This is a genomic window from Streptomyces lucensis JCM 4490, from assembly GCF_014650035.1.
Taxonomy (GTDB): domain Bacteria; phylum Actinomycetota; class Actinomycetes; order Streptomycetales; family Streptomycetaceae; genus Streptomyces; species Streptomyces lucensis.
On the sequence record NZ_BMUE01000005.1, the window covers coordinates 188,370 to 203,364 of the forward strand.

At 75.8% G+C, this 14,995-nt stretch carries 13 protein-coding genes; 9 read left to right on the forward strand and 4 right to left on the reverse strand.

Annotated elements, in window-relative coordinates; all coding sequences use genetic code 11:
* Positions 1–339 precede the first annotated feature (339 nt).
* Positions 340–912 (forward strand): helix-turn-helix domain-containing protein, encoded by a 573-nt coding sequence (locus tag IE177_RS14045; protein WP_190015653.1) that lies wholly within the window; start codon positions 340–342, stop codon positions 910–912.
* Between the two features lie 10 nt (positions 913–922).
* On the forward strand, positions 923–1,642 hold the full coding sequence (locus tag IE177_RS14050; RefSeq protein ID WP_190015654.1) for a helical backbone metal receptor: 720 nt from the start codon (positions 923–925) through the stop codon (positions 1,640–1,642).
* A gap of 24 nt (positions 1,643–1,666) precedes the next feature.
* Here the strand turns inward: IE177_RS14050 and IE177_RS14055 are convergent, their stop codons facing one another.
* A complete protein-coding gene (locus tag IE177_RS14055; protein ID WP_190015655.1) occupies positions 1,667–2,842 on the reverse strand; it encodes a TDT family transporter in 1,176 nt (391 codons plus the stop codon).
* A gap of 70 nt (positions 2,843–2,912) precedes the next feature.
* Here IE177_RS14055 and IE177_RS14060 point away from each other — a divergent pair, with 70 nt between their 5' ends.
* Positions 2,913–3,842: a LysR family transcriptional regulator gene (locus IE177_RS14060; RefSeq protein ID WP_190015656.1), complete on the forward strand. Its 930-nt coding sequence runs from the start codon at positions 2,913–2,915 to the stop codon at positions 3,840–3,842.
* 364 nt (positions 3,843–4,206) lie between these two features.
* On the opposite strand, the gene IE177_RS14065 is transcribed toward IE177_RS14060, so the two are convergent.
* Positions 4,207–4,941 (reverse strand): gamma-glutamyl-gamma-aminobutyrate hydrolase family protein, encoded by a 735-nt coding sequence (locus IE177_RS14065; RefSeq protein ID WP_190015657.1) that lies wholly within the window; start codon positions 4,939–4,941, stop codon positions 4,207–4,209.
* 55 nt (positions 4,942–4,996) lie between these two features.
* Positions 4,997–5,734: a FadR/GntR family transcriptional regulator gene (locus tag IE177_RS14070; RefSeq protein WP_190015658.1), complete on the reverse strand. Its 738-nt coding sequence runs from the start codon at positions 5,732–5,734 to the stop codon at positions 4,997–4,999.
* Positions 5,735–5,830: 96 nt separating this feature from the next.
* Here IE177_RS14070 and IE177_RS14075 point away from each other — a divergent pair, with 96 nt between their 5' ends.
* The 3 genes from IE177_RS14075 (at position 5,831) to IE177_RS14085 (ending at position 9,407) form a co-directional block, all read left to right on the forward strand.
* On the forward strand, positions 5,831–7,189 hold the full coding sequence (locus tag IE177_RS14075; RefSeq protein WP_190015659.1) for a glutamine synthetase family protein: 1,359 nt from the start codon (positions 5,831–5,833) through the stop codon (positions 7,187–7,189).
* A gap of 65 nt (positions 7,190–7,254) precedes the next feature.
* The gene (locus IE177_RS14080; RefSeq protein WP_190015660.1) at positions 7,255–8,628 is read left to right on the forward strand and encodes an aldehyde dehydrogenase family protein; all 1,374 of its coding nucleotides are present in this window, start codon (positions 7,255–7,257) and stop codon (positions 8,626–8,628) included.
* Complete coding sequence (locus IE177_RS14085) at positions 8,625–9,407, forward strand: 3-oxoacyl-ACP reductase (RefSeq protein WP_190015661.1); 783 nt, start codon at positions 8,625–8,627, stop codon at positions 9,405–9,407. Before IE177_RS14080 ends, IE177_RS14085 begins: the two co-directional genes overlap by 4 nt.
* A gap of 29 nt (positions 9,408–9,436) precedes the next feature.
* Here the strand turns inward: IE177_RS14085 and IE177_RS14090 are convergent, their stop codons facing one another.
* The gene (locus IE177_RS14090; protein WP_190015662.1) at positions 9,437–10,639 is read right to left on the reverse strand and encodes an amino acid deaminase/aldolase; all 1,203 of its coding nucleotides are present in this window, start codon (positions 10,637–10,639) and stop codon (positions 9,437–9,439) included.
* Between the two features lie 266 nt (positions 10,640–10,905).
* On the opposite strand from IE177_RS14090, the gene IE177_RS34785 reads away from it, so the two are divergent.
* The 3 genes from IE177_RS34785 to IE177_RS14105 all read left to right on the forward strand — a co-directional run bounded on the left by IE177_RS34785 (position 10,906) and on the right by IE177_RS14105 (position 14,994).
* Positions 10,906–12,660 carry a hypothetical protein gene (locus IE177_RS34785; protein ID WP_229816038.1) on the forward strand — a complete coding sequence of 585 codons (1,755 nt, stop codon included), beginning with the start codon at positions 10,906–10,908 and terminating at the stop codon, positions 12,658–12,660.
* Positions 12,657–13,814 (forward strand): type VII secretion-associated serine protease mycosin, encoded by a 1,158-nt coding sequence (gene mycP / locus IE177_RS14100; protein WP_190015663.1) that lies wholly within the window; start codon positions 12,657–12,659, stop codon positions 13,812–13,814. Before IE177_RS34785 ends, mycP begins: the two co-directional genes overlap by 4 nt.
* Positions 13,815–14,262: 448 nt before the next feature.
* Complete coding sequence (locus tag IE177_RS14105; RefSeq protein ID WP_190015664.1) at positions 14,263–14,994, forward strand: SseB family protein; 732 nt, start codon at positions 14,263–14,265, stop codon at positions 14,992–14,994.
* The last annotated feature ends 1 nt before the right edge of the window (position 14,995 follow it).

Consider the following 14,995-nt stretch of genomic DNA (forward strand, 5'->3'; position numbering starts at 1 on the left):
ACTACGCTTGTACGGCGTCGCCCGCCCCTCGCGGTTCACCGCCTACGGGAGGAATCCGGCCAACCACGAAGAGTGATCATCCTTGGCCTGCACCCGGTCACCCGGCCCAGCTGGTCGGCATGTTCACCCCCGGGGAGGATGGTGTCCCGGACGGCCGCACACCCCCGCCGAGCTGGCGCGAACCGTGAGGGTTCCGGCCCGCGGGCGTGACGGGGATGTGACAGGCGCGTGAAACGGTTTGCCGAACATGCGTAGGGTGCAGAGAAGTCCTCGGAAGAGGTGTGCGCTCCGGCGGGCACCCGGACAGCGGCACGACGAGCGAGGGAGGGAGCCGGAGCGATGGGCGACCACAAAGAGCTACAGCCCGTACGGGTGGGCGCGGCCGTCCGGCGACGCCGCCGTGCGCTTGAACTGACCCTCGCGGTCGTCGCGGAGCGCAGCGGCCTGTCGGTGCCCTTCCTCAGCCAGGTCGAGAACGACAGGGCCCGCCCCAGCCGCGGCTCCCTGGAGAAGCTGGCCGACGCGCTGCGCACCACGGCGGTGGAACTCCTCGCCGCCGCCGACCCGGCGGCGAGCGTGGACGTGATGCGCGCCGAGGAGCCCGGCGAGGGCGACTTCGCCCCGAGAACCCGGTCCCTGGTGCGCGGCCACCACCAGATGCACGCCTCCGAGTTCACCGGCGACCACGACGCCGGCCGCGAGTTCCAGCACCGCAACGACGAGCTGATGTACGTCGCCGACGGCGCCGTGGAGATCGAGGCCGAGGGCCGCGCCTACCGCCTCGGCCGCGGCGACACCCTGTACCTGACCGGCGGGGTCCGGCACCGCTGGCGGGCCACCGTCCCGGACACCCGGGTCGTCGTGGTCGCGGTCGCCGAACACATCGAGGCGTTCCAGGACCGGACGCGCTGAGGAGCGGGCGTTGCGCGTCGTCTCCCTCGTCCCGTCGCTCACCGAGGCCGTGGCCGCGACCCTGCCCGGGGTCCTGGCCGGCGCCACAGACTGGTGCGCCCGTCCGGCGGACCTGGACGTCCCCCGGATCGGCGGCACCAAGAACCCGGACGTGGACCGGATCGTCGCCCTGGCCCCCGACCTGGTGATCGCCAACGAGGAGGAGAACCGAGCCCCCGACCTGGACGCGCTGCGCACGGCCGGCCTCCCGGTGCTGGTCACCGAGGTACGGACCGTCTCCCAGGCGTGGCCGGAGCTGGACCGCGTCCTCACCGCGTGCGGTGCGCCTGGACGCCCGCGCTGGCTGGACGAGGCGGAGGCGGCCTGGGCCGCGCTGCCGGAGCCGGCGGAACGCGTGACGGCGGTCGTGCCGATCTGGCGCCGCCCCTGGATGGTCCTCGGCCGGGACACCTTCGCCGGTGACGTCCTGGCCCGCCTGGGCGTCGACCACCTCCACGCCGCCCACACCGACCGCTACCCCCGCGTGCCGCTGGAGGAGCTGCGCGCGGCGGCCCCCGACCTGGTCGTCCTGCCCGACGAGCCCTACCGCTTCACCGCCGACGACGGTCCGGAGGCCTTCCCCGGCCTGCGCTGCGCGCTGGTCAGTGGACGGCACCTCACCTGGTACGGCCCGTCCCTGACGAGTGCGCCGCGCGTGCTGGCGGGGGCTCTGCGAGCGGCTCGCGGCTGAGCGGACGGCGTGCGCGACGGTGTCTCAGCCGGTACGGCCGGTCGCCTGCGCGGGGGCCGGGGAGGGCGTGGGGACCGTCGGGGCAGTAGGGGCCGGCCGGGGTCCTGCCAGCAGCTCGCCGCTGAGCAGGCCGCGGACGGTGCCGGTGGCGGCCGCGAGCCAGGCGGCGACGAGGACGGCGTAGAGGCCGGCCGCCAGCGCTCCGTACACCGCGAGGCCGGTGTGCCGGGCCAGGGCCGCGGCGCCGGTGACACAGGTGCCGAGCGGGAAGGTGAACGCCCACCACGTCATCGCGAACCCCATGCCCTGCCGCCGGGCCCGCACCACGTGCGCGACGGCGAGCCCCAGCCACAGCAGCGCGAACCCCATGACCGGCACCCCGTACAGCACGGCGAACACGGCGAGGCCACGGTCGTACGGCGCCGGCACCACGCCGGGGGCCGCGTCCGCCACCGCGGCCACGGCGGTGGTGGACTGCCCGAGCGGGCCGAGCACCAGGAACAGGGTCGGGGTGAGCGCGAGCGGCAGCGGCCCCGAGGCGATCACCCGGGCGAAGACCAGCGGCAGCATCGCCAGCGTTGCCAGGAGGCTCAGCCCGAACAGGGCGAGCGACGCCAGCAGCAGGGTCTCCCTTGGCTGCCCCGGCGGCAGGTGCGGCACCAGCAGCGGACCGAGCGCGGCGGACACCATGGGCGCGACGAGCGGCAGCAGCCAGACCGGGGTGGCCCGGGAGGGCTCGACGCGGTGGCGCACGGCCATCAGGTACGGCACGGCGACGGCGGCGGCGAGGCCGACCGCCGTCCCGGCGGTGTACAGCACCGTGTCGAGGACCACGGCCGGTCCGGTGCCGATCCAGTCCCGGCCCACCGTCACGGCACCGCCGCCGACCGCCAGCAGGGCCATGGAGAGACAGCCGTAGAAGGGCGCCGCCGCCGGGTCGAGGAGGTGGGCGCGGGCCTGGTCGCGATGGTGGGTCCAGTGCAGGGCGCGGGCGGCCAGGAGGACCACCAGCATGACGACCGCGAGCGCCCAGACGGCGGTGCACGGACCCCGCAGGCCGTCGAGCGGCCCGGGCAGGACGGCTCCGGCGGTGCCGACGACGGACGTCCCCATGACGCAGGCGTACCAGTTGGGGCCGAGGTGCCGGACGCCCAGGGCACGGGCGGCGGGCAGGGGACGGGGCGGGGCTGCGGTGACCATGACACCACCGTGCCGCCGGCCGCCGGTACGGACCAGGGAGTACGGCCCTATGAGGACATAAGCTGGTCTTATGAGCGAGGAGTACGCGACGGACGACGGCCGGCCCCACGGCTCGCTGGCGCACCGGGTGCCCGACCTCGGTGCGCTGGAGCTGCTGCTGGCGGTGGCCCGGCTGGGCAGCCTGGGAGCGGCGGCACGGGAGGTCGGCATCACCCAGCCCGCTGCCAGCAGCCGCATCCGGTCCATGGAACGGCAGCTGGGCGTCGCCCTGGTCGACCGCTCGCCGCGCGGCTCCCGGCTGACGGACGCGGGGGCGCTGGTGACCGACTGGGCGCGGCGCGTGGTGGAGGCGGCGGCGGCGTTCGACGCGGGCGCGCGCGCCCTGCGGGACCGCCGGGACTCACGGCTCCGGGTGGCGGCGAGCATGACCATCGCCGAGTACCTGCTCCCCGGCTGGCTGCTCGCTCTGCACGCCGAGCGCCCCGACACGGCGGTGTCGCTGCTGGCGGGCAACTCCGCGAAGGTGGCGGAACTGCTGCTGGACGGCGAGGCGGACCTCGGTTTCGTGGAGGGTCTCACGGTTCCGGCGGGCCTGGACTCGGCGGTGATCGCCCGCGACCGGCTGATCGTGGTCACGGCACCCGGCCATCCCTGGGCCCGGCGCGGGCGCCCGGTGACGGCGCAGGAGCTGGCGGCCACGCCGCTCATCCTCCGGGAGCGCGGCTCGGGGACCCGCCAGGTCCTGGACGCGGCGCTCGGCGGCCTGGCCCGGCCGTTGATCGAGCTGTCGTCGACGACGGCGGTGAAGGCGTCCGCGGTCAGCGGTGCGGGGCCGTCGGTACTGAGCGAACTGGCGGTGGGGGAGGAGCTGGCGATGCGCCGCCTGGTGGGCATACCGGTGGAGGGTGTTCCGCTGCGCCGGGATCTGCGCGCGGTCTGGCCGACGGGGCACCGTCCGACGGGCCCGGCCCGTGAACTCCTGTCGCTGACGCGGGGGTAGGCAGCTTCGTCGGCCGCCCCGCGCGGGACGCCCACCGGCGCTCGCCGGGCGCCGCTGCGCCCACCCGTGCCGTCCCAGCGGCACGACTGCCCGCAGCGGCGGCGGTGCCGGCCGGCCGACGGCGCTGCAGCGCCCTCAGGGGCGCGGGGAACTGCGCGACCGGCCCCGACGGACCCGCGGCCGCCGACCGGGCCGTGCGGGGCACTCACCGGCGCTCGCCGTCCCAGCGGCACGACTGCCCGCAGCGGCGGCGGTGCCGGCCGGCCGACGGCGCTGCAGCGCCCTCAGGGGCGCGGGGAACTGCGCGACCGGCCCCGACGGACCCGCGGCCGCCGACCGGGCCCTGCCGGGCAGCGGGAGGCGCTCACCGGCGCTCACCGGAGGCCGTGGCGGCGGAAGCGATCAGCGCCCGCATCAGCCGCAGGTCCTCCGCCATCTCCGGATGCCACTGCACGCCCAGTGCCCAGCCCCGCTCCGGCGGCAGCTCGATCGCCTCCACCGTGCCGTCCGCCGCGTACGCCGAGGGAATGAGTGCCTCGCCGAGCCGGTCCACCGCCTGGTGGTGGTACGTCGGCACGGCCGCCTCCTCGGGGACGATCCCCGCGTACCGCGTGCCGGGCACAGGCTTCACCGGGTGCCCGCCGAACACGCCGAGCGCCTCCGCGTGCCCGGACAGGTGCTGCACCAGCGTGCCGCCGAGCGCCACGTTCAGCAGCTGCATGCCCCGGCAGATGCCCAGCACGGGCAGCTCCGCCGCCAACGCCGCGTCCAGGAGGGCGAGTTCCCAGGCGTCCCGCGCCGGCGCGGGCGGCCCCGTACGGGGGTCGCGCTCGGCGCCGTACCGGGCCGGGTCCACGTCCGGGCCGCCCGCGATCACCAGCCCGTCGAGCCGGGCCACGGCCGCCGCGGCGTACTCGGGCGCGTCCGGCGGCAGCATCGCGGCCAGCCCGCCGGCCCGCTGCACCAGCCGTGGATAGCCGGCCGGCAGCAGCGCCGCCTCCAGCTCCCACACCCCCCACCGCGTGCCCGCCTCCAGATACGTGCTCACACCGATCAGCGGTCGTGGCGGTCGTGGCGGTCGTGGCGGTCGTACGGCCATGCTGTTCTCCCAGCCCTCGCTCAAAGGTCCTCACACTCACCTTTACAGGCCGGCCTCACGCCAGGAACCCCCGCAGCAGGGCCGCCGTACCCGCGCAGTGCTCGCGCATCATCTCGCGCGCCCCGTCCGCGTCCCCGTCCAGCACCGCCTCCACCAGCGCGGCGTGCTGCCGCTGGGAGTGCTCCAGGTTGCGCACCAGCAGCGGTATGCAGTCGAGCAGGTCGTTGACCGTGGCCCGGACCGCCGCGTACTGCGCGGTCAGCGACGGCGAACCGCACAGCCCGGCCAGCGTCAGGTGCAGCAGGGTGTCCGCCCGCCGGTAGTCCGCGAGCGGAGCCTCCCGCGTGCGGTCCAGGGCCCCGCGCAGGCGGTCCGCCTGCTGCCCGGTCAGCCCGTGCGCCGCGCACAGCCCGGCCGCCCCCGTCTCCAGCACCTCCCGGAAGCGCAGCACGTCCTCGATGTCGACCCCGGCGACACGCCGCCGCAGCTCGTCCTCGCCGCCCCCGTCCCCGCGCGGCAGCACGAACGTTCCGCCGTACCGCCCGCGGCGCGCCTCCACCAGCCCCTGGTCCTGCAGCACCCGCAGCACCTCGCGCAGCGTCACCCGGCTGATCCCGAGCCGCTCCGCCAGCTCCCGCTCGGCCGGCAGCCGTTCACCGCCCGGCACCAGGCCCAGCCGGACGACCTGCAGGATCTGCTCCAGCGCCTCCTCGAAGCCGTTGCCCGCCCGCACCGGCCGCAGCACCGGAGCGAGCCGGTCGCCCGGCCCGGTCGGGCCCACGTCCCGCGACATCCCGCCGCGCTCCCTTCCCAAGCAATGGTCCTGAGCAATACCTTATGGCTCCCGGCCCGGCCGAAGAGGCGCCAAGGCGCCGAAGGAGGCTCCCCCGTGGCAGACCGCACACCCCCGCTCAGCACCGAGGACCTGCACGCCCTCGTCGCGGGCGGTGAGATCGACACCGTCGTCCTGGCCTTCCCCGACATGCAGGGGCGTCTGCAGGGAAAGCGGTTCGCCGCCCGCTTCTTCCTCGACGAGGTCCTGCACCACGGCACCGAGGGCTGCAACTACCTCCTCGCCGTGGACACCGAGATGAACACGGTCGACGGCTACGCCATGTCCTCCTGGGACCGCGGCTACGGCGACTTCGCCATGCGCCCCGACCTCGCCACCCTGCGCCGCATCCCCTGGCACCCCGGCACCGCCCTGCTCCTCGCCGACCTCGCCTGGGAGGACGGCTCACCGGTCGCCGCCGCCCCGCGCCAGATCCTGCGCGGCCAGCTGGACCGGCTGGCCGCGCTCGGCTACACCGCCCAGGTCGGCACCGAGCTGGAGTTCATCGTCTTCAAGGACAGCTACGAGCAGGCCTGGGACGCGAACTACCGTGGCCTGACCCCGGCCAACCAGTACAACATCGACTACTCCGTCCTCGGCACCGGCCGCATCGAACCCCTGCTGCGCCGCCTGCGCAACGAGATGGCCGGCGCCGGCCTCACCGTCGAGTCCGCCAAGGGCGAGTGCAACCCCGGACAGCACGAGATCGCGTTCCGCTACGACGAGGCCCTCGTCACCTGCGACCAGCACGCCCTGTACAAGACCGGCGCCAAGGAGATCGCCGCCCAGGAGGGCGTCTCGATCACCTTCATGGCCAAGTACAACGAGCGCGAGGGCAACTCCTGCCACATCCACCTCTCGCTCGCCGACGCCGACGGGAACAACGCCATGGCCGGCCCCGGCGGAATGTCCGACGTGATGCGCCACTTCCTGGCCGGACAGCTCGCCGCCCTGCGTGACTTCTCGCTCCTCTACGCCCCCAACATCAACTCCTACAAGCGGTTCCAGCCGGGCTCCTTCGCCCCGACCGCCGTCGCCTGGGGCCACGACAACCGCACCTGTGCCCTGCGCGTCGTCGGCCACGGCCGATCCCTGCGCTTCGAGAACCGCCTCCCGGGCGGCGACGTCAACCCGTACCTGGCCGTGGCGGGCCTCGTCGCCGCCGGACTGCACGGCGTCGAGCAGCGGCTCGAACTGCCCGACCCCTGTCAGGGCAACGCCTACACGGCGGACTTCGAGCACGTGCCGACCACCCTGCGCGAGGCCGCCGAACTCTGGGAGACCAGCACCGTCGCCAAGGCCGCCTTCGGCGACGAGGTCGTGGCCCACTACCGGAACATGGCGCGCGTCGAACTCGCGGCCTACGACGCCGCGGTCACCGACTGGGAACTGCGCCGCTCCTTCGAACGCCTGTGATCCGGGTGCCCGTGCTCCCAGCCCGTGCCGCCCGCCTGTGATCCGACGCCTGTGAAAGGTCATCCGTGTCCGACCCGCACGAGTTGAAGGTCCTCAACCCCGCCACCGAGGAGGTCGTCGCCACCGTCCCCGCCGCGTCGGCGCAGGACGTGGACGCCGCTGTCGCACGGGCCGCCCGCGTCCAGCCGAAGTGGGCCGCGCTGGCCCCCGCCGACCGCGCCCGGCTGCTGCGCCGGTTCGCCGACGTCGTCGACGCCCGCACCGAGGAACTCGCCCGGCTGGAGGTCCGCGAGGCCGGCCACACCGTCGCGAGCGCCCGCTGGGAGGCCGGCAACGCCCGCGACCTGCTGCTCTACGCCGCCGGTGGCGCCGAACGCCTCCTCGGCAGGCAGATCCCGGCCCCCGGCGGCTGGGACGTCACGTTCCACGAACCGCTGGGCGTCGTCGGCGTGATCGCCCCCTGGAACTTCCCCATGCCCATCGCCGCCTGGGGCTCCTTCCCGGCGCTCGCGGCAGGCAACGCCGTCGTCCTCAAGCCCGCGGAGACCACCCCGCTCACCGCGCTGCGCCTCGCCGCACTCGCCCTGGAGGCCGGCCTGCCCGAGCACCTGTTCCAGGTGCTGCCCGGCCACGGACACACCGCCGGGCGCGCCCTGGTGGACCACCCGGACGTGGCGAAGATCGTGTTCACCGGCTCCACCGGCACCGGCCGCGAGGTCATGGAGCGCTGCGCCCGCCTGGTCAAGCCGGTCACCCTGGAACTCGGCGGCAAGAGCCCCAACGTCGTCTTCGCCGACGCCGACCTCAAGGCCGCCCTCGACCCCTTCTCCTTCCTGGACAACGCCGGCCAGGACTGCTGCGCCCGCACTCGCGTCCTCGTCCAGGAAGCGGTGTTCGAGGAGGCCCGCGACTTCCTGGCCGGCGCCCTGGCCTCCGTGGTGGTGGGCGACCCGGCGGACGAGGCGACCCAGATGGGCCCGCTGATCTCCCGCCGGCAGCTGGACCGCGTACGGTCGTACGCCCCCGACGACGCCCCGGCCCTGCGCGGCACCGCCCCCGGCGGCCCCGGCTTCTGGTTCCCGCCGACCGTCCTCACGGCAGAACGGCACGACGGCCGGGCGGCCCGCGAGGAGATCTTCGGCCCGGTCGCGGTCCTCCTGCCCTTCACCGACGAGGACGACGCGGTCCGCCTCGCCAACGACACCCCCTACGGCCTCTCCGGCTCCGTCTGGACCCGGGACGTCGGCCGCGCCCTGCGCGTGTCCCGGGCCGTCCGCGCGGGCAACCTGTCCGTCAACTCCCACTCCAGCGTGCGCTACTGGACCCCGTTCGGCGGCTTCAAGCAGTCCGGCCTCGGCCGCGAACTGGGCCCCGACGCCCTGACCGCCTTCACCGAGACCAAGAACGTCTTCATCAGCACGGAGGGCCCCGCACAGTGACCGACACCCCTGTCTGCCGCCGCCTCGCCGGCCGTACCGCCGTCGTCACCGGAGCCGGCAGCGGCATCGGCCTCGCCGCCGTCCGCCGGCTCGCCTCCGAGGGCGCCCACGTGGTCTGCGCGGACGTGGACGAGGTCCGCGGCAAGGCCGCCGCCGACGAGGTCGGCGGACTCTTCGTCAGGACCGACGTCACCGACCCCGAGCAGGTCGAGGCGCTGTTCAAGGCCGCGTACGACACCTACGGAAGCGTCGACGTGGCCTTCAACAACGCCGGCATCTCCCCGCCCGACGACGACTCCATCCTGGAGACCGGCCTGGAGGCCTGGAAGCGCGTCCAGGAGGTCAACCTCACCTCCGTCTACCTGTGCTGCAAGGCGGCCCTCCCGTACATGCGCCGCCAGGGCAGGGGTTCCATCATCAACACCGCGTCCTTCGTGGCACGGATGGGCGCGGCCACGTCCCAGATCTCCTACACCGCATCCAAGGGCGGCGTCCTCGCCATGTCCCGCGAACTCGGCGTGCAGTTCGCCCGCGAGGGCATCCGGGTGAACGCCCTGTGCCCCGGCCCGGTCAACACCCCGCTGCTCCAGGAGCTGTTCGCGAAGGACCCCGAGCGGGCCGCCCGCCGCCTGGTGCACATCCCGGTCGGCCGGTTCGCCGAGGCCGAGGAGATCGCCGCCGCCGTCGCCTTCCTGGCCAGCGACGACTCCTCCTTCGTCAACGCCACCGACTTCCTGGTGGACGGCGGGATCGCGGGCGCGTACGTCACGCCCCGGTAGACGGGCGGGAACGGTGCCGGGGCGAGGGATCAGAGGAAGGCGTGCCCCTCACCCCGGTAGGTGGGCACCGTCGCCGTCACCACGTCGCCCTCGACGAGGTGCAGCGTGTCGAACCGCTCGCACAGCTCGCCGGCCTTGGCGTGCCGGAACCACACCTTGTCGCCGATGAGCAGGTCGTCGGCGGGCGGGCCGAGCAACGGCGTCTGCACCTCGCCGGGACCCTCCTGCGGGTCGTACTCCAGCCCCTGCGGCAGGTACGGCACCGGCAGCCGGTCGCGGCCGGGCGCGCCGGACGCCGGGTAGCCGCCGCCCAGCACGGTGACGACGCCCACGCCGGGCCGCCGTACGACCGGCAGCGCGAAGAGAGCGGCCGGACGGCCCGTGAACGAGCTGTAGTTGTCGAAGAGCCGCGGTACGTACAGCCCCGAACCGGCCGCTATCTCCGTGACCGCGTCCTCGGCTGCGGTGTGCTGCACACTGCCGGTGCCACCGCCGTTGACGAACTCCAGGCCGGGCACGACGGAACGCACCGCCCGCACCACGGCCGCCCGGCGCTCGGCCAGCTCTCGCCGGGCCGCGGCCTGCATCAGCCGGATCGCCCGCGAGCGCAGCGGCCGCCCGGCGACCGCGTCCCCGACCCCGGCGACGTGCCCCTCGTACGCCATGATCCCCACCAGCCTGAAACCCGGCCGCCGGGCCACCGAGCGTGCCAGTTCGGCGAGTTGGGCGGGGGAGTGCAGGGGCGAGCGCCGTGCCCCCACCCGGACACGGCCGCCGAGCAGCTTCAGCGAGGTGTCCAACTCCAGGCAGACACGCACGACTTCGCGTCCGCCGGCGCGGGACGCGTCGATGAGGTCGAGGTGGGCGACGTCGTCGATCATCACCGTGACGGCGGAGGCGAGCTTGGGATCGGCGGCCAGTTCCGCGAAGCCGGCGCGGTCGGCCGACGGATAGGCCAGCAGGATGTCGTCGAACCCCGAGCGCGCGAGCCACAGGGACTCGGCGAGGGTGAACGACATGATGCCCTGGAAGCCGTCCCGGGCCAGGACGCGCTCCAGCAGGGCGCGGCAGCGCACGGACTTGCCGGCGGCCCGGACCGGTTTGCCCGCGGCCCGGCGGACGAGGTCCGCCGCGTTGGCGTCGAAGGCCTCCAGATCCACAATCGCGTGCGGCGCGTCGAGATGGGCGGTGGCCCGGTCGTAGCGGGCGCGATCGGCGGCGAGCGCAGTCATGGCGGAAGCCTGCCAGACGGGATTACCGCAGGGTAGGGGGACGTTCCGGGCAGATGCCCCGGCCCCGTGCTCCGGTTCTCCGTCCCACCCCGGCAACCCGTAGAGTGACGCGCACGTACGGCGGAAGACGCCCGCGTGCCCCTTGAACCGGGATGCCGGTCCGGCCGTACGGGTATGCGTGCCCGGAGGAGATCCACACCGGGCGCGGCCGGCAGCGGACGGCCCGCGTACGAGAGACGGCCCGGGCACGAGGAAACGGGGGGTGCATGAGCACGGAAGCGCGCCACGCCCCCGTCCCCCCGCGCCCCTCGTCCCCACCCGGCGGCACCCCGCCCGAGCACGCCCGCCAGGCCACCACCCAGGGACCCGCGCCGCTGGTCTCCGAGCAGCGGCGGACCGTCCCGGACCCGGGCGCCCCCGCGTCGTCCCCGCGCCGTCCGGGCCCGGAGCCCGGTCTCACCGCGCCACCCGGGCCGATCCCGGCCCAGGACGCCCCCGCGTCGCCCGGGCGGCCCCCGGCGGCCGCGCGACCCGCGCCCGCACGGGACGTGCCCGAGGGCTCCGGTGCGGGCCGCGGCGCGGCGCCGGACGGCGACGACCTCGACGACGAGCCGTCCGTCTTCACCCCACGTGCGTCCCGGCTGTCCGTGCCGGAGGCCGCCGACCTTGTGAGCCCGCCCCCGCCGCCCGCCTCCGCCCGCTTCCCTGACGCACCGCCGAGCACCGGGCGCGAGACACGCCGCCCCCGCCCCGGCGCGCGGGCCGGCCGGCCCGCGGCGCCGGCGGAGACGGCCGGCGAGACGACGGCCCGGCTGCGCCCCGTCAAGGAGCCGCCCCGCCGGCAGGCCCCGGCGGAAGGCCCCGCGGAGACGACGGCCCGGCTCCGCCCGGTCCCCTCGGCTCCGCCCCCTTCCCCGCCCAGCCACCGGCCCCCCGGCTCCACGCCGGTCCGTTCCGCGCCCACAGCGGCGACCGCCGCCGACCGCCGTACCGGCGGCACGCCCGCAGCCGGACCCGGTGGTCCGCCGGCCGCGGCATCGGCCGCGGCGAGGGGCCACTCCCCGGCCACCGCCGCCGGCGTCGGGCGTCCGGGGCTCACGTCGCGAGAGGCCGCCTGGAGCCCGGCGGCCCCGGCCCGCCCCGCCGGCCCCCCGCCCGCCGCGGCTTCCTCCGCGCCGGACCCCGCCCTCTCGTGGAGCGCGGGACCGGCCGAGCGGCCGTTCGTGCCGTTCGCGGAGCCCGAGGCGTTCGCCGGCGGACCGCGTCCGCGGATACGGCCGCGCACCGCCGCTGCGGCAGCCTGCCTCGTGCTCGGACTCGGTCTCGTCGGCGGTGCGGTCACGGGGAGCTGGCTCACCGGGGACGGCGGGAGCGAGGCCGCGGCCGGCAAGTACGCCACCGCCCGGACGCTGTGGCACAGCGTGCCCGTCGACCGGCTCTTCCCGCCCACCGTCGAGGGCACCGGCGCGGGACCCGGCGGCGCCGACCGCACCTGGACCCGGATCGCGGTGGCTCCGGACACCGGCTGCGCGCACGCCTTCGACCCGCTGCTGCACAAGGTCCTCGCCCCCGTCGGCTGCCTGCGGCTGCTGCGCGCCACCTACACGGACGCCACCCAGAGCCACGTCACCACGGTCGGCCTGCTGTTCACCAAGGCCGACCCCGCCTCCATGTCCGCCCTCGCCCGGCGCTTCCGCGACGAGCGCCTGGACCGGCGCAGCGACCTGATGCCCCGGCCGTACGCGGCCAAGGGCACCGTCGCGGCCGGCTTCGGCGACGAGCAGCGTGCCTCCTGGACCGTCTCGGTCGTCACCGACGCCCCCGTCGTCGCCTTCGCCGTCTCCGGCTGGGCCGACGGCCGCACGGTCGACTCGCCCCAGCCCGCCGCCGACGCCGTCCGCTCCGGCGCCACCACGGCCCCGGCCCAGGCCGGCCTGGGCAACGAGGCGCAGGGCCTGGCCGACCGCATCGAACGGCGCCTGCGCCAGACCGCCGGACCGGCGGCGGAGAAGGACTCGTGAAGCGACTGACCGGCTCGGCGGTGAGCCTCCTGCTCGCCGGCTCCCTCGCCCTGCTGCCCTCCACCGCCCACGCCGACGGCATCCGCGCCCAGCAGTGGGCCCTGTCCGCGCTCCACCTGACGCAGGCCTGGCAGACCACCAAGGGCCGGGGCGTCACCGTCGCCGTCCTGGACACCGGCGTCGAGGCCGGCCATCCCGACCTCGACGGCAACGTCCTGCCCGCCAAGGACATGATCGGCTTCGGTGCCGGACCGGGGGACCGGGCCTGGGCCCGGCACGGCACCGCCATGGCCGGCATCATCGCCGGACACGGCCACGGCCCCGGCGACACCGAGGGCGTGCTGGGCGTCGCCCCCGAGGCGAAGATCCTGCCGGTACGCGTGATCCTGGAGGACGGCGACCCCGCCCGCGCCAAGGCGCGCACCACGCGCGGCAACGCCCTAGCCGACGGCATCCGCTGGGCCGCCGACCACGGCGCCGACGTCATCAACCTCTCCCTCGGCGACGACTCCGACTCCGCCCACCCGGAGCCGGGCGAGGACGAGGCCGTGCAGTACGCCCTGAAGAAGGGCGTGGTCGTCGTCGCCTCCGCGGGAAACGGCGGCGACAAGGGCGACCACGTCTCCTACCCGGCGGCCTACCCCGGCGTCATCGCCACGACCGCCGTGGACCGCTTCGGCACCCGCGCCTCCTTCTCCACCCGCCGCTGGTACGCGGCCGTCAGCGCGCCCGGCGTCAACGTCGTCATCGCCGACCCCGACCACAAGTACTACCAAGGCTGGGGCACGAGCGCGGCGTCCGCCTTCGTCTCCGGCGCGGCGGCACTCGTCAAGGCGGCCCACCCCGGCCTGGCCCCGGCGCAGGTCAAGAAGCTCCTGGAGGACACGGCCCGGGACGCGCCCGTGGGCGGCCGCGACGACTCCCGCGGCTTCGGCATGATCGACCCCGCCGCCGCCCTGAAGGCCGCCGCCCGCCTCAAGCCCCGCGGCCTGCGCCCGGCGTCGTACGGCGAGAAGTACTTCGGCCCCGGCCCGGACCCCGAGGGCGGCGGGGGCGGCACCGCCGCCTGGGCGGGCCCGCTGGCCGGCGGCGCCGGCGGGGTACTGCTGGTGGCGGGCGTGGTCCTGTGGCGGAGCCGCAGACGCCCGACCTGACCGCCGCCCGCTCGTGCGGTTCGTGCCGGGGCCGGCCTGACCGCCGCCCGCTCGTGCTGGCTGCGTCCGTCCGGCCTGACCGCGCCCGCCCGGATGATTGCCGCCCGCCTGCCCGTGCCGGCTGCGTCCGTCCGGTCTGACCGCGCCCGCCCGGCCTGATTGCCGCCTGCCTGTGCTGTTCGTGCCGGGGCCGGCCTGACCGCCGCCCGCTCGTGCTGGCTGCGCTCGCCCGTGCCGGCCGCGCCCGCGGACGGGCGCGCACGGCGGCGACGGGGGGTCCGGGACTTCATGCCCGTGATGCTCGGGGCGCCGGCTGTGCCTTCCGTTGGGCGGATCTGGGAGCGGGCTCAGGGAAAGTCCGGGTTTCCGACGCCGACGCCGACGCCGACGCGGGGCCGGCCCGGCCCCGCACGAGCCCGCCGGTCCGCCCCCGCTAGGCTCGGTGACCGTGGCGAACAAGAACATCCCCGACCCCGGCTACTCCGACGACGACGGCTCCGCCGACCCCCGGCTGAGCGCCGCGCTCGCCGCCTGGGCGGAGGACCGCACGGCCGTGGGCCCCGTCCTGGAGGCGCTCCGGGGCACCCGGCTGCTGGTGCCCGTCGTCGCCGTGCTGGGGGAGGTGGAGGAGGACGAGAAGGGGCTGCGCCGCGAGAAGACGAGCGACATGGCCGTACCCACCCTGAAGGCCGGACAGCGCACCGCCCTGCCCGCCTTCACCTCCACCGGCTCCCTCGCCCGCTGGGACCCGGAAGCCCGGCCCGTCGCCGTACCCCTGCACCAGGCCCTGCAGGCCGCCGCGCACGAGAAGGCCGACACGGTCGTCCTCGACCTCGCCGGGCCCGTGCCGTTCGAGCTGTCCGGACCGGCGCTGCTCGCCCTCGCCGAGGGCCGCACCAGCATCGACCCGCTCACGGACCCGGCCGTCGTCGAGGCCGTCCGCACGGTCGTGGCGGCGGAACCCGCCGTGCTGAGCGCCCACCTCGGGCCCGGACGGGCCGACGGCACGCTCGCGCTCGTCCTCGACCCGGCCGCCGAGGCGGCGGAGGCCGCCCGCGCGGTCGCCGGGCGGCTGGCGGCCGACGAAACGCTGAGGGCCCGCCTGGTGCGCGGCCTCGACCTGGCACTGCTGCCGGCCGGGACCACGCCTCCGGGCGAGCCCCTGTACGTGAAGCGGTAGA

Bases quoted from the DNA above. Each gene is read 5' to 3' on its own strand.
- IE177_RS14045 (WP_190015653.1), top strand. From the start codon at position 340: ATGGGCGACCACAAAGAGCTACAGCCCGTACGGGTGGGCGCGGCCGTC.
- IE177_RS14055 (WP_190015655.1), bottom strand. From the start codon at position 2,842: ATGGTCACCGCAGCCCCGCCCCGTCCCCTGCCCGCCGCCCGTGCCCTG.
- IE177_RS14060 (WP_190015656.1), top strand. From the start codon at position 2,913: ATGAGCGAGGAGTACGCGACGGACGACGGCCGGCCCCACGGCTCGCTG.
- IE177_RS14065 (WP_190015657.1), bottom strand. From the start codon at position 4,941: ATGGCCGTACGACCGCCACGACCGCCACGACCGCCACGACCGCTGATC.
- IE177_RS14070 (WP_190015658.1), bottom strand. From the start codon at position 5,734: ATGTCGCGGGACGTGGGCCCGACCGGGCCGGGCGACCGGCTCGCTCCG.
- IE177_RS14090 (WP_190015662.1), bottom strand. From the start codon at position 10,639: ATGACTGCGCTCGCCGCCGATCGCGCCCGCTACGACCGGGCCACCGCC.
- IE177_RS34785 (WP_229816038.1), top strand. From the start codon at position 10,906: ATGAGCACGGAAGCGCGCCACGCCCCCGTCCCCCCGCGCCCCTCGTCC.